The 13,986-nt window shown below is 73.8% G+C and carries 10 protein-coding genes; 7 read left to right on the forward strand and 3 right to left on the reverse strand.

Annotation, left to right across the window (positions count from 1 at the left end; genetic code table 11):
* Positions 1-67: 67 nt before the first annotated feature.
* Both pgm and ACF061_RS26980 read right to left on the reverse strand, forming a co-directional pair.
* Entirely contained in the window at positions 68-1,708 is a 1,641-nt protein-coding gene (gene pgm, locus ACF061_RS26975; protein WP_392269564.1) for a phosphoglucomutase (alpha-D-glucose-1,6-bisphosphate-dependent), read from the reverse strand.
* A gap of 381 nt (positions 1,709-2,089) precedes the next feature.
* Positions 2,090-3,112 carry a GAF domain-containing protein gene (locus tag ACF061_RS26980; protein ID WP_392269565.1) on the reverse strand — a complete coding sequence of 341 codons (1,023 nt, stop codon included), beginning with the start codon at positions 3,110-3,112 and terminating at the stop codon, positions 2,090-2,092.
* Positions 3,113-3,828: 716 nt separating this feature from the next.
* On the opposite strand from ACF061_RS26980, the gene ACF061_RS26985 reads away from it, so the two are divergent.
* The 7 genes from ACF061_RS26985 to ACF061_RS27015 all read left to right on the forward strand — a co-directional run bounded on the left by ACF061_RS26985 (position 3,829) and on the right by ACF061_RS27015 (position 13,072).
* Positions 3,829-5,778: a beta-ketoacyl synthase N-terminal-like domain-containing protein gene (locus ACF061_RS26985; protein WP_392269566.1), complete on the forward strand. Its 1,950-nt coding sequence runs from the start codon at positions 3,829-3,831 to the stop codon at positions 5,776-5,778.
* The gene (locus ACF061_RS26990; protein ID WP_392269567.1) at positions 5,775-7,322 is read left to right on the forward strand and encodes an amino acid adenylation domain-containing protein; all 1,548 of its coding nucleotides are present in this window, start codon (positions 5,775-5,777) and stop codon (positions 7,320-7,322) included. Before ACF061_RS26985 ends, ACF061_RS26990 begins: the two co-directional genes overlap by 4 nt.
* An 82-nt stretch (positions 7,323-7,404) precedes the next feature.
* Positions 7,405-8,589 (forward strand): NAD(P)/FAD-dependent oxidoreductase, encoded by a 1,185-nt coding sequence (locus ACF061_RS26995; RefSeq protein WP_392269568.1) that lies wholly within the window; start codon positions 7,405-7,407, stop codon positions 8,587-8,589.
* 240 nt (positions 8,590-8,829) lie between these two features.
* Complete coding sequence (locus ACF061_RS27000; protein WP_392269569.1) at positions 8,830-11,676, forward strand: nitrate- and nitrite sensing domain-containing protein; 2,847 nt, start codon at positions 8,830-8,832, stop codon at positions 11,674-11,676.
* On the forward strand, positions 11,673-12,104 hold the full coding sequence (locus ACF061_RS27005; RefSeq protein ID WP_392269570.1) for a roadblock/LC7 domain-containing protein: 432 nt from the start codon (positions 11,673-11,675) through the stop codon (positions 12,102-12,104). Before ACF061_RS27000 ends, ACF061_RS27005 begins: the two co-directional genes overlap by 4 nt.
* The gene (locus tag ACF061_RS27010; RefSeq protein ID WP_392269571.1) at positions 12,097-12,471 is read left to right on the forward strand and encodes a DUF742 domain-containing protein; all 375 of its coding nucleotides are present in this window, start codon (positions 12,097-12,099) and stop codon (positions 12,469-12,471) included. The genes ACF061_RS27005 and ACF061_RS27010 overlap by 8 nt, the downstream gene beginning before the upstream one ends.
* A complete protein-coding gene (locus ACF061_RS27015; protein ID WP_392269572.1) occupies positions 12,452-13,072 on the forward strand; it encodes an ATP/GTP-binding protein in 621 nt (206 codons plus the stop codon). Before ACF061_RS27010 ends, ACF061_RS27015 begins: the two co-directional genes overlap by 20 nt.
* 139 nt (positions 13,073-13,211) lie before the next feature.
* On the opposite strand, the gene ACF061_RS27020 is transcribed toward ACF061_RS27015, so the two are convergent.
* Positions 13,212-13,808 (reverse strand): TetR/AcrR family transcriptional regulator, encoded by a 597-nt coding sequence (locus ACF061_RS27020; protein ID WP_392269573.1) that lies wholly within the window; start codon positions 13,806-13,808, stop codon positions 13,212-13,214.
* Between the last annotated feature and the right edge of the window lie 178 nt (positions 13,809-13,986).

Raw genomic sequence — 13,986 nt, forward strand, 5'->3', positions numbered from 1 at the left:
CTCGGCCGGGCCTCTTCCGCGCCTCGGCCGGGCCTCTTCCGCGCCTCGGCCGGGCCTCTTCCGCGCCTCAGCCGCCGAGCGCCGCCAGGACCACCTGCTTGGCCTCGTCCTGCACCTGGCCGAGGTGGTCGGGACCGCGGAAGGACTCGGCGTAGATCTTGTAGACGTCCTCGGTGCCCGAGGGACGGGCGGCGAACCAGGCGTTCTCGGTGGCCACCTTGATGCCGCCGATCGACGCGCCGTTGCCCGGCGCCTCGGTGAGCACGGCGGTGACGGGCTCTCCGGCGAGGGTGTCGGCGGTGACCTGGGCCGGGGACAGCCTGGCCAGGCGGGCCTTCTCCTCCCGGGACGCCGGCGCGTCGATGCGGGCGTAGGCGGGTTCGCCGAAGCGCGCGGTGAGTTCGGCGTAGTGCTGGGACGGCGTCTTCCCGGTGACGGCCGTGATCTCGGAGGCGAGCAGGGCCAGGATGATGCCGTCCTTGTCGGTGGTCCACACCGAGCCGTCCCGGCGCAGGAAGGACGCCCCGGCGGACTCCTCGCCGCCGAAGCCGAGCGAGCCGTCGACCAGCCCGTCCACGAACCACTTGAATCCCACCGGGACTTCGACGAGCCGGCGGCCGAGGTCCGCGGCCACCCGGTCGATCATGCCGGAGGAGACCAGCGTCTTGCCCACGCCGGCGTCGGCGGGCCACCGCGTGCGGTGGGCGTACAGGTAGGAGATGGCGGTGGCGAGGTAGTGGTTGGGGTTCATCAGCCCGCCGTCCGGGGTGACGATGCCGTGCCGGTCGGCGTCGGCGTCGTTGCCCGTGGCGATCTGGAAGCGGTCCCGCTGCTCGATGAGCGAGGCCATCGCGTACGGGGACGAGCAGTCCATGCGGATCTTTCCGTCCCAGTCCAGCGTCATGAACCGCCAGGTCGGGTCTGTGAGCGGGTTGACCACGGTCAGGTCGAGGCGGTGCTGCTCGGCGATCCGGCCCCAGTAGGCCACGGAGGCTCCGCCCAGCGGGTCGGCGCCGATCCGCAGGCCCGCGTCGCGGATCGCGTCCAGGTCGAGCACGCTCGGCAGGTCGGAGACGTAGGCGTCCAGGAAGTCGTGCCGCCCGGTGCCGGGAGCGGTGAGCGCCTGGGCGTAGGGGACGCGGCGTACGTCCTTCAGGCCGCCCGCGATGATCTCGTTGGCCCGGTCCTGGATCCAGGAGGTGGCGTCCGAGCCGGCCGGCCCGCCGTTCGGCGGGTTGTACTTGAAGCCCCCGTCGGCGGGCGGGTTGTGCGAGGGGGTGACCACCACTCCGTCGGCCAGGCCCGAGGCGCGGCCCCGGTTGTGGGTCAGGATGGCGTGCGAGACCGCCGGGGTGGGGGTGTAGCCGTCCGCGACGTCGATCAGGACGGTGATGTCGTTGGCGGCGAACACCTCCAGCGCGGTGACCTTGGCGGGCTCGGACAGGGCGTGCGTGTCCGCGCCGAGGAAGAGCGGCCCGTCGGTGCCCTGCCCGGAGCGGTACTCGCAGATGGCCTGGCTGGTCGCGGCGATGTGGTCCTCGTTGAAGGCCGCGGCCAGGGACGAGCCGCGGTGCCCGGACGTGCCGAACGCCACGCGCTGCCCCGGTTCGGCCGGATCGGGGTGCAGCGCGTAGTACGCGGTCACCAGCCGGGCCACGTCGACCAGGTCCTCGGGCCCGGCCGGCTTGCCCGCTCGTTCCTGCTGCATGACACCCACTCCTCGTGTTCGATCGGGTAACCGCTCGCGATCTCATCTTCCCCCGCCGGGGGACGGCAGGCGCACCGCCCGGCCCCTGGCGCGCCTCGGCAGACGGCACGCGCGCGACGGCGGGGCCGGGTACCGGCCGGCGGCCGTTCCCGCGGCCGGGCCGCGCCAACGGCGGCCCCGGTGCGTGGCGCGGCGGAGGGTGCCGGACCTCGGAGGGGTCCGGCGTCGGGCCCGGCGACGTCCGGCGTCGGGCCCGGCGACGTCCGACGTCGGGCCCGGCGACGTCCGACGTCGTCGACGGGCCGGCGCGGCGGGACGACGGGCGGCGGGGCCGGCGACGCGGCCCACCCGGTGCCGGGCCGTGTCGCCCGGCCGGTCCGGTCACCGTCCGGGGATGCCGTCGGACAGCGCACCGCCGCCCAGTTGCTCGAACCGCTGCTGGACATTGGCGGCGAAGGCCTGCGACTCTGCGCCGCCGTAAGCCTGCCCGGTGGTGTTCATGGCCACCGTGAGGACGCCCTTGAACGGCGCGCTGGGCGAGGTGCGCACCGGGGTGCACAGGAAGTCGAAGTCCTGCGGCGCCGGGGAGTCGTACGTCCTGAGCGAGGCCCGGGGCACCGTGGTGGTCCGGCCGGTGCGCAGGGCGTCGTCCATCGCCCGGAAGACGCCGATCCGGTCCAGGCCGGGCAGCACGTTCCGTCCCAGGCTGAACTGCGGGACCATGCCGAAGGCCTGGCCCTGCTTGCCGTTGGCGTAGCGCAGCAGGTGGTCGGGGCCTTCGGTGAGCATGATGGGGAACGGCGCGCCGTCGAAGACCGCGAACAGCTCCTGCTGCTGGGCGAGGAGGCTGTCGCGCAGCTTGAATTCGGACAGCAGGGTCTCGGTGAGCTGCTGCATGCCCTGCTTGAGCTGGCGGTCCCAGGTGCGCGGCTTGAAGTCCGCGACACACACGGTGCCGAGGATCATGCCGGTGTTGTCGCGCAGCGGAGTGCCCAGGTAGGAGCGCACACCGAGGTCGTTGACCAGGGCGTTGCCCTTGAAGCGCGGGTAGTCGAAGACGTCGTCCAGGGCGAGCTGGGACTGCTGGGCCACGACGTGCGGGCAGAAGCCGTAGTCGCCGGGCATCTCGCGGACGAGGTTGCTCAGGTCGAACGGGATTCCGCCCCCCGAGGCGTCCACGGGGTCCTCGGCGGAGCCGGTGGGCACGAACATGCCGCGGAACATCTGCCGCTCGTCGTTGATGAAGTTGACCATGGCCAGCGGAGCCTGGGTGAACGTGGCCGCGAGCCGCGCGACACGGTCGAACGTGGCTTCGGCCTCGGCCGTGTTGAGGCCGAGAATCCTCAGCCGGTGCGTCCGCTGCTCGCCGGCGGCACGCTGCTGTTCGGGTGACAGGGAATCCATGAGGTCCGATCAAAGCAGAGTTCCGGCCGCCATGGATCACCACTCCTGGTCATTCCGGTCCCGCCTGACTCATCGTCAACCCCGTTGTCAGGACGTCGCTTTGGCGTGCGGGCGATGACGGTCTGCCAGGTCCCGCAGGTCGGGGGGCCGCCGGCAGGTGCCCAATCAGGGAGCCTGTCCAAAGTTCTCGATGTTTCAACATGCGGCGATCAGTTCGCGTCAATCTCTGAACGCGAGTCGAACGGAAACGATTTTCCCCCCGACAATCGTGCGGTGGACTTGGTGCCGACACTGACGCATTCAGTCCGGTACGACACCAGATGCTCGAAGGTCGGTTCGGATTTGGGGTGGTGAGTCGGGTGCACGGTCCCCGGTCGGGGTCCGAGGGGTGGGAGCGTGCAGACCGTCGTCCCCGCTTTCCCGCATGGGTTTTACGCCTCGTTCCTCGCCGTCTGCCGTGACCGCGCGGTCCGGACGGGACGCCCGCCCGTTGACCTGAACGCGGCGAGTCCGCCCCGCGGCGCGCGCCGGCCGGGTTTGCGCCGCCGACCGTGGCGACACCCGGCCGGCCCGGATTCCTCCGCCTTCCACGTCGCTGCGCGGCGGCGCGTTCCGCCGCCTGTCAAGTGGCGCACGCGTGACCAAAGTTGCGTTTGGGCAAGGTCAACTACGCCCACGGCGTGGGGGCCGTGGCAACGTACGAACGGAGTTCTCTCATGAACAGGTCCGACGTGGACCCTCGGTCGGTCGCGGTGATCGGCATGGCCTGCCGGCTGCCCGGCGCGTCCGCGCCCGACGAACTGTGGGCCCTGCTGCGGGACGCCGTGGACGTCACGAGCGAGACGCCTCGTGACCGCTATGACGTCGACGCGCTGCACTCCCCCGAACCCAGACAGGGGCGGATGGCCGCCCGGCGCGGGGGCTATGTCGACCGGATCGCCGACTTCGACGCCGAGTTCTTCGGGATGTCCGCCACCGAGGCCACCGAACTCGACCCGCAACAGCGGCTGTTGCTGATGACCGCCTGGGACGCGCTGGAGGACGCCGGTCAGTGTCCCGACCGGCTGGCGGGCAGCCGCTCCGGCGTCTTCGTCGGCAATGCCCGTGCCGACCACCTCGAACTCGCCCTGCGGCGCGGCCCGGAGACGGTGACCGCCGCCCAGCTCAACAACTTCCGATCGCTGCTGCCCGCCCGCCTGTCCCACTTCTTCGACTTCCGCGGCCCCAGCGTCGTCGTGGACACGGCCTGCTCCTCCTCCCTGGTGGCCGTGCACCAGGCCGTGCAGAGCCTGCGCGCCGGGGAGAGCCCGCTGGCCCTGGCCGCGGGCGTCAACATCGCGCTCCGCCCGGACGAGGGCCTGGTCCTCACCCACGCCGGCGCGATGGCCGGCGACGGGCGCTGCAAGTTCGGCGACGCGGGCGCGGACGGCTACTCGCCGAGCGACGCGGTGGCGGTGGTCGTGCTCAAGCGGCTGACGGACGCACTGGCCGACGGCGACCGGATCCGTGCCGTCGTCCGGGGCAGCGCCGTGGGCAACGACGGCCGCACCAGCGACACGGTGCTCAACCCGTCGCTCCAGGGCCAGCTGGACGTGCTGCGCTGGGCGTACGAGGACGCCGGGGTGGACCCGGCCGACGTCGACTACGTCGAGGCGCACGGCTCCGGTTCGCCGGCCCTGGACCCGCTGGAACTGCGCGCGCTGGGCGAGGTGCTGGGCAAGGGACGGCCCGCCGACCGGCCGCTGCTGGTCGGCTCGGTCAAGACCAACATCGGTCACGCCGAGGCCGCCGGCGGCATGGCGGGGCTCGTCAAGGCGGTGCTGTGCCTGGAGCACGGCCAGGTGCCGGCCAGCCTCAACCTGGACACCCCCAACCCGGGCGTCCCCTGGGAGGACCTGCCGCTGGTCGTGCCGGGCAAGCTGCGGGACCTGCCCGACCTCGGCCGGCCGGCCGTCGTCGGGGTCGGCGGGCAGGGATCCTCCGCGCTCAACGCCCACGTGGTCCTCGGCCAGGCCGCGACCGCGGGCCGGCCGCCGGCCGACGCCCCGGACGGCACGCCGTACCTCCTGGCGATCTCCGCGCACAGCCCGGCCGCCCTGGCGGAGCTGGCCGCCGCGTACGCGCGTTACCTCCGGACCGGCGACGGGGCCCGCCTCCCGCTGCGCGACATCTGCCACAGCGCGGCCACCCGGCGCCGGCACCACGAGCACCGGATCGCGGTCGTCGGCCGCGACCACGAGGAACTGGCGGCGGCGCTCACCGGGGCGCCCGCGCCCGAGGGGCAGCCGCTGTCGGCCGTCGCCGAGCGCTACCGGACGGGCGAGGAGCCGGACTGGGATGCGCTGTTCGGCGAGCCGGGCCGCTGCGTGCCGCTGCCCGCCTACCCGTGGCAGACCCGCCGGTACTGGCCCGTCGAGGAGCCCGACGACGCCCGGGGCGACGCCGAGGACCTGTCGGCGTGGGTGCTGCGCGAACACGCCCGCACCGGCTTCGACGACGGCTCCGCCCTCACCGACATCGGCATCGACTCGCTGGCCAAGCTGCGGATCGTCGTGGAACTCGCCAAGCGGTGCCGGCAGGAGGTCGACCCGGAGGAGTTCGGCCGGCTGCGCACCGTCGGCGAGCTGCGGCGGTGGACCCGGACGCTCGTGGCAGCGGCCCGGTGAACACTCCGCACACCCTCTACGAGTGGTTCGCCCGCTCGGCCGCCGCACACCCCGACGAGCCCGCCCTGGAGGTCGCCGGAACCAGCCTGACCTACGGCGAACTGCGCGACCGGGCCGAGCGGCTCGCCGCCCGCCTGGTCACGGCCGCCGGCGGCGCCCCGCCGCGCCGGGTCGGGCTCCTCGCCTCCCGGTCGGTCACCGCCTACGCGGGCTACCTGGCCGTCCTGCGGGCCGGGGCGGCCGTCGTACCGCTCAATCCCGAGCACCCGGCCGCGCGCACCGCCGGCATCGTCTCGGCGGCCGGCCTGGACCTGGTCCTCGCCGAGACCTCCGGCCCCCACCCGGAACTCGGCGCACCCGTCCTCGCCGACGACACGCTGGACACCGCGGTCGCCCCGCCGGCCGGGACCGGCGGCCCGGAACCGGATGCCGCCTTCCGGCAGGCGGGCCCGGAGGACGTCGCCTACGTCATCTTCACCTCCGGTTCGACCGGCGCGCCCAAGGGAGTGCCGATCCGGCACGGCAACATCTGCGCCTATCTCCAGCAGGTCGCCGGCCGGTACGGCATCGGGCCGGGCAGCCGGCTCTCGCAGACCTTCGAGCTGACCTTCGACGGCTCCGTGCACGACCTGTTCGTCGCCTGGGCCGGCGGGGGCACGCTCGTGGTCCCCGGGCGCGGGCAACTGCTGTCCCCGGTGAAGACGATCAACAGCCTGCGGCTCACCCACTGGTTCTCGGTGCCCTCGCTGATCACCTTCGCCTCCCGTCTGGGCACCCTCGCCCCGGGCAGCATGCCGACCCTGCGGTGGAGCGTCTTCGGCGGCGAGCCGCTGACGCTGCGGGCCGCCCGCGAGTGGCGCGCCGCCGCGCCGCACAGCCGCCTGGAGGTCCTCTACGGGCCCACCGAGCTGACCATCTCCTGCACCGCCTACCGGTTCCCCGAGGAGATCGCCGACTGGCCGCGGACCCCCAACGGCACGGCCCCGATCGGAGCCGGCTACCCGGCCCTGGACCTGCTGCTGCTCGACGAGGAGGGCCGGCCCGGCGACACCGGCGAGCTGTGCGTGCGCGGTCCGCTGCGCTTCGCCGGTTACCTGGACCCGCGGCACGACGCGGGCCGCTTCCTCACCGACGACCTCCGGCCGGCCGGTGACGGCCCGCCCGGTCCGGGGCACTGGTACCGGACGGGAGACCGGGTCGCGGTGCGGGAGGGCAGGCTGGTCCACCTGGGGCGCACCGACCACCAGGTGAAGATCCGCGGCCACCGGATCGAACTCGGTGAGATCGAGGCCGCGTTGCGCGCCCGGCCCGGGGTGCGCGACGCGATCGTCCTCACCGTGCCCGCCGCCGACGGCGAGCCGGAACTCCGGGCGGCGGTCAGCGGCTCCGGCTGCGCGCCCGACCGCTTGTACACGGAGCTGGGGGACCGGTTGCCGCCGTACATGATGCCGAGCCGCATCACGGTCCTGGACGAACTGCCGCTCAATCCCAACGGCAAGATCGACCGCCGGGCGCTGCTCGCCGAACTCGGGCGCCCCCGCTGACCGCCGGCGTCCGCCCTCCCCCGCCCGCCACGTCCTTCCCCGACCCCACCCACCGACCACGACTTTGTTGCGAGGCTCCCGTATGTACGACGCCATCGTTGTCGGGGCGCGCTGCGCCGGCGCGCCCACCGCCCTGCTCCTGGCCCGAGCGGGGTACCGGGTGCTCCTGCTCGACAAGTCGGCGTACGGCTCCGACACCCTCTCCACGCACCTGATCCACCAGCCGGGCGTCGCCGCGCTCGCCCGCTGGGGGCTGCTGGAGCAGGTCCGGGCCTCGGGCTGCCCGCCCATCGAGAGCGCGCTCTACGAGGTCGCCGACATCCACATCGAGGGCTGCGCCCGCGGCGTGGCGGGACAGCGCGCGGCGTTCGCCCCGCGGCGGCACGTCCTGGACGCCCTCCTCGTCGACGCCGCCACCGGGGCGGGCGCCGAATTCCGCGACCGCTGCCGGGTGACGGAACTGCTGCGCGACGACACCGGCCGGGTCGTCGGCGTGGTGGGCAGGCAGAGTGAGCGCACCTTCACCGAACAGGCGCGTCTGGTGATCGGCGCGGACGGGATGCGCTCCGCCGTCGCCCGGCTCACCGGAGCTCCGTACACCGTGCGGGACCCGCGGCTGACCTGCGCGTACTACACGTACTGGCAGGACGTGCCGGCCGGTCTCGAGCTGTACGAGCGGCCCGGCGGCTGGGTGGCCACCGTTCCCACCCACGACGACGCCACCCTGGTCCTGGCCTACTTCCCGCAGTCCCGGTTCGCGGAGGTCCGCACCGACGCCCGCCGCGCCTACCGGGAGCAGATACGCAGCACCGCGCCCGCCCTGCACGAGCGGCTGTGCGGCGCGACACCGGTGGAACGGCTGCGCGGCACCGGGGACCAGCAGAACTTCTTCCGGCAGCCGACCGGGCCCGGCTGGGTCCTCGTGGGCGACGCCGCGCACCACAAGGACTCCATCACGGCGCGCGGGATCAGCGACACCTTCCAGGGGGTCGAGGCACTGGTGGCCGCGCTGGCCGGGACGCTGGGCGGCGATCCCGCCCGGCTCGACACCGCGCTGGCCCGCTACGCCGAGGAGTGCGGGGGCGCTCTGACGCCCGGGTACGAGGCCACCCTCGGCGTCGCGCGACTGGATCCCCACGAACAGCGGCTCTCCCTGCTGCGGGCCGTGCAGTCGGACGACGAACTCACCGCCATCTACCTCGACATGGTGGCCGGGATCGCTTCCGCCAGTGCCCTCTACACCCCTCGGCTGCTGGCCCTGCTCTGATCCGCCGCCGGGGCCGGCCGAGCGTCCGTCGCACCGCCCGTCCGGCCCCGGCGAGTTCAACTGGGGTGAAGATACTGGCCAGTTGCCCTTGGCCATGTGTGACCCTGCGCGATGATCCTGATACCGTGCAGCACGCGCCGACTCCGATCACGGTGAGCCACCAGGCCACAGCGCGGGTGGCGTCGTACGTCGCGCGCACCCCCGACCGCACCGCTGAACCGCTGCTGCACGAGGAACCAGATGCCAGGCACCCGCGACCGGCGGACACGTCACCGCGCCGCTGCTCCGAGATCACTTCGATCCTCGTTCGTCCTGCCCTTCGTCATCCCCGCGGTCTGCGTCAGCGGACTGTGGGGCTACACGGCGGCCGGGCTGGTGGACGACCAGGTCCAGTTGCACACCGACGCCGACCACGTCACCTCCCTCGCCCGGCCGGCCCAGGAGCTGCTGGCACGGCTGCAGGACGAGCGCCGGGAAACCGCCGTGTGGCAGGCCAACCGCTCGGACACCGCCCGCGCCGACCTCGACGCGGCCCGCGCGAAGACCGACACCGCGCTCACCGAGTACCGGCGGCACGCGGGCAGCCCGGACACGGCGGCGCTCCGCCGCCGGGCCGGGGCGCTGGACGGCACGCTGAAGTCGCTGGCGGACCACCGGTCCGCGATCGACGCGCGGAAGGTGTCGTCCGGCGCCGCCTTCGCGTACTTCACCGACGCCACGGCCCAGGGGCTGGCCCTGCTCACCGAGGCCGTGCGCGGCGACGGCGGCCGGACCCAGCGCGCCGGCTCCGCGACGGTGGCCGCGGCGCAGCTCACCGAGATGCTGGCACGCGAGGACGCGCTGCTCTCCGCCGCCCTGCCCGGCCACCGGATCCCGGCCGCCGACCGAGCCCGGTTCGGCCAGTACCTGGCGGTCCAGCAGGCCACCCGGGCCGGGCTGGACGGCCGGGACCTGCCGGGCAAGGCGGCCACGGCGTACGCCCGGCTCACCGCCGGCGGGCAGTGGACCACCGTGGGATCGATCGCGCAGGCCGTCGGTGGCGGCCAGGGCACCGCGTTGCCCGAGCGCGCCACGGCCTGGCCGACGGCCGCGGACAGCGTCGTCGGCGACCTGCGGACGGTGCAGGCCACCTCCCTGACCGCCCTCGCCGACGACGCCGCCGACCGCGCGGACGCACTGCTGCTGGCCACGCTGCTCGGCACGGCGGTCACCCTCGCGGCCCTGGCCGGCGCCGCGGTGCCGGCGCTGCGCACCCGGCGCTCGACGCTACGCCGTCTCGCCGAGCTGGACCGCCTGAGCGGCCTCCAGGCGAGCACCGAACAGCTCGCCACGTCGCGGCTTCCCGAGTACCTGGCCCGCATAGAAAGGGGCGAGCGGGTCGATCCGGCCGCGCTCGCCCCGCACCGGCAGCACGCGGACGACGAGATCGGCCGGCTGTCCTCGGCCATCGACCAACTGGCGGTCGCGGCCGCGGACTCGGCGCTGCGGCAGTCGCAGGGCCGGCAGGGCTCGGACAAGGTCGTCGGTCAGCTCATCCGGCGTGCCCAGGTCCTGATCCACCGGCTGATCGCGCTGCTGGACGACCTCGAGCGCAAGCACGAGGACTCCGACCTGCTCAAGGACATCTTCCGGGTCGACCATCTGGCCACCCGTGTGCGGCGGCACGCGGAGAACCTGATGATCCTCAGCGGGGCGCCGCCGAGCCGCCGTGCGACCCGTCCCGTCGCGCTCACCGACGTGATGCGCGGCGCGGTGGCGGAGACCGAGCAGTACACGCGGGTCCGGGTGAGGAACACACCGGCCGACCGCCGGGTGGCCCTGGCCGGCCGCGCCGTCGCCGACGTCACCCACCTGCTGGCGGAGCTGATCGAGAACGGCACCAGCTTCTCCCCGCCGGACACCCAGGTGACCGTCGGCGTGACCCGGGTCGCCAAGGGACTGGCCGTGCACGTGGAGGACCAGGGCCTCGGCATGCCCGCGGATCTGCTCGCACGGGCGAACGAGCTGCTGGCCCAGCCGCCGCGGGTCGACATGACCGTGTTCGGCGAGGATCCCCGGCTGGGGCACTTCGTGGTGGCCCGGCTCGCCGAGCGGCACGGCATCAAGGTGGTGCTGCGCGAGTCCGACTACGGCGGGACCCTCGCCCTGGTGATGCTGCCCGCCCAATTGCTGGAGGAGGTCTCCTCGCCCGTCGTCGAGCAGCTCCAGTCGGCGGCGGTCGCCGCCGGCCGGGCCGTGGACGACGACGTCCGGACACTGGAGACCGAGGCCGGCGCCGTGCTGACGGACGCCGGGCAGCCCCGGCCGGACGCCGACCGCGGGGTCCTGGTCGGGGCGGGCGCCCGTACCGCCGCCGAGGGAGATCTCGCCGCTCCCGCCCCGCCGCGCGACCACAACGGTTTCCCCGAGTACGGAGGGGCGGGCCTGCTGCCCCCCGCGTCGGACCGGTCCACTGCCCCGGCTCCCGCGCCGGTCGCGGCGGCGCCCGGCGCGGGCCCCGCCCCCTCCTCCGTCCCGCACCGTCCGCGGACCGACGGGTCCGCTTCGCCCGTGGAGCAGCCCCTGTCCGGCGACGTGCGCGCGGACTGGCCGCAGCGCCGGAGGCGGACCGCGCCCGCCGCGGAGCCGTACGGGCGGACCGCGCACCGCTACGAGCCGGCCCCGCAGCCCTCCGGGCAGTCCACGCAGCCGTACCAGTGGGCGCCGGAAACCCCCGCACGTGCAACGAACCCGAACGAGCAGGCAGCGCAGCCGGCCGGTCAGGCCGCCGACGCGCACGGCCGGGCCGGCCGGCCGGACGCTCCCCGTCCGCTGACGACGCCCACGGTCCTGCCGCAACGAGTCAGAGGAGCCAGTCTCGCGCAGCAGTTGCGGAGGGAGGCGGCGCAGGCCGAGGACGAACCCGTGGGCGGGAGCGACGACGACGTCATCTCCCCGGACGCGTCGGCCCGTGCGATGAGCGCCATCCACCAGGGACTCAAGCGGGCCTGGATGTCCCAGGACGACGACACGCCGCACGGTGCGCACGGGCGGCCAAGCGATGCGGCAGGCCCCCTGCCCATGAACGGTGAGGACGTTAACGCATGACTGAGCAGGTACACGCCGGACGTCAGCTGGACTGGCTTCTGGACGGCCTGGTGGACCGGATACCGGAGATCCGCTGCGCCATCGTGCTCTCCGGGGACGGCCTTTTGATCGGCAAGTCCAAGGACATGCTCCGTGACGACGCCGAGCACCTGTCCGCGGTGGCCTCGGGGGTGCACAGCCTGGCCCGCGGCGCCGCCCGGCACTTCCACAGCGGCCGGGTGCAGCAGACGGTCATTCAGATGGACAAGGCGTTCCTGTTCGTGACGGCGGCGGGCAAGGGCGCGCGGCTGGCGGCACTGGCCTCGGAGGAAGTGGATGTGGGGATGATGGCGTACGAGATGGGCACGCTCGTCAAGCAGGTGGGCCAGTACCTCACGGCCGCGCCTCGTGTGCAGTCCCCGTCCGGCGCCCTCGTCCAGGATGCCTGAGCCGCGCCGGCACGACGGCCTGGAGGCCGGACGCTACTTACGGCCGTACGCCATCACCGGCGGCCGGACCCGTCACAGCCAGCACGCGTTCACGCTGATCACGCTGGTCGTGGCGCGGTCCGCACGGCCGACCGGGACCGGCCACCTGGAGCCGGAGGCGGCCCACATCCTCGACCTGTGCCGGGACCGCGCGCTGGCGGTCGCCGAGATCGCCGCGCTGCTGGACCTGCCGGTGAGCGTGGTGAAGGTGCTGTGCGGGGACCTGCTCGACGCCTCGCTGGTCCTGGTGCAGTCGCCGCCCGGGCGGGAGAGCCGGCCGAGCGTGGAACTCATCGAAAGGGTGATGGATGGTATCCGTCAGCTCTGAGCCGATCATGCCGACCGCCTTGAAGGTCCTCATCGCGGGCGGCTTCGGGGTGGGCAAGACCACCATGGTGGCCGCGGTGAGCGAGGTTCCTCCGCTGGAGACGGAGGAGCGGATGACCGAGGCGAGCTACGGCGTCGACGACCTGTCGGGTGTGGAGGGCAAGGCCTCCACGACGGTGGCGATGGACTTCGGCCGCATCACCATCGCGCCGGAGCTGGTGCTGTACCTGTTCGGCACGCCCGGTCAGGACCGGTTCTGGTTCATGTGGGACGACCTGGCCACCGGTGCGCTCGGCGCGGTCGTGCTCGCGGACACGCGGCGACTGGAGGCGTCCTTCGCCTCGATCGACTTCTTCGAGGAGCGGGGCATCCCCTTCGCCGTGGGCGTCAACTGCTTCCACGGCCGGCGAGACTGCACGGCCGAGCAGGTGCGGGCGGCGCTGGACCTGGACCCGGCCACGCCGGTGGTCCTGTGCGACGTGCGCGACCGCGCCTCCGGCAAGCAGGTCCTCCTGGCCGTGCTGGAGGCGGCCCGCGCCCGTGCGATCGCCCATCGCGCCGCGGCGCGCCGGCCCGCCACTTCGCTCCTCGCCCCGGGCTGAGGACGGACGGGCCGAGCCGGCAGGGGCGTACGGTGCCGGGCACGTGGACGGTGCCACCGCGCGCACCGGGCCGGGGCCGTCCGCTGGGCGGTGCGGCGGGGCCGTCCCGGACGACGGAGGGGCCCGGCGGCTCAGCGGCTCAGCCCTCGGTTTCGGCCGCCTCGCTCAGCAGCCCGGCCCAGCTCTCCGCCAGGACGTCCACCAGTTGTTCGCGTTCGGCCCCCCAACGGCCGGGCGTCCAGTTCCGGGCGGCGTGGTCGAGTTGCGCGATGGCCAGCACACCTCGCATGTGCCGGCTCTCCGGTGCGCAACGTCCGGCATGGTCGAGGCCGTCCTCGACGTCGCTGATCGCCTCCTCGAACCAGGCGTCGACCAGCCCGCGCCACTCCGGGTCGACCGCCGCCGCTTCGAACGCGGCCTGAAGGTAGGGGCGGACGGAGTCCCAGCGGGCCGAGATGGCCGTCAGCCACTGGGTGATCGCCCCGCGGCTGCCGTCGCGGACCACCGCCACCAGCCCCCGGGCGGTCGAGCCGTGCGTGGGTGAGTCGATGCGCTCCAGCGCCTCGTTCAGCTCGCCGATCAGCGCCCGCATCAGATCGCTGCGGGAGGGGAAGTACGCGTAGAACGTCACCCGGGTCGTGCCCGCCGCCGCCGCGATGTCGTCCACCGTCGTGGCCGCGTAGCCCTTGGTACGGAACAGTTCCAGCGCCGAGTCGAGCAGGAGCTTGCGGGTCATCGCCTTCTGGGCCTCGCGCAGACCGGCCGTCTCGGCACGCCCTCCCGAGATGGGGGAAAACCTCAGGTCGCAAGGGCGCTCATAAGCCGAATCCCATCGTCGGGAGAGCTCCGGTCCACACCGCGTAAGACGCGGACACAGGGCCCATGGATCGCTGTCGTGGCGTAGGGCGAACCGC

This window comes from Streptomyces sp. NPDC015220 (assembly GCF_043079345.1).
Taxonomy (GTDB): Bacteria; Actinomycetota; Actinomycetes; order Streptomycetales; family Streptomycetaceae; genus Streptomyces.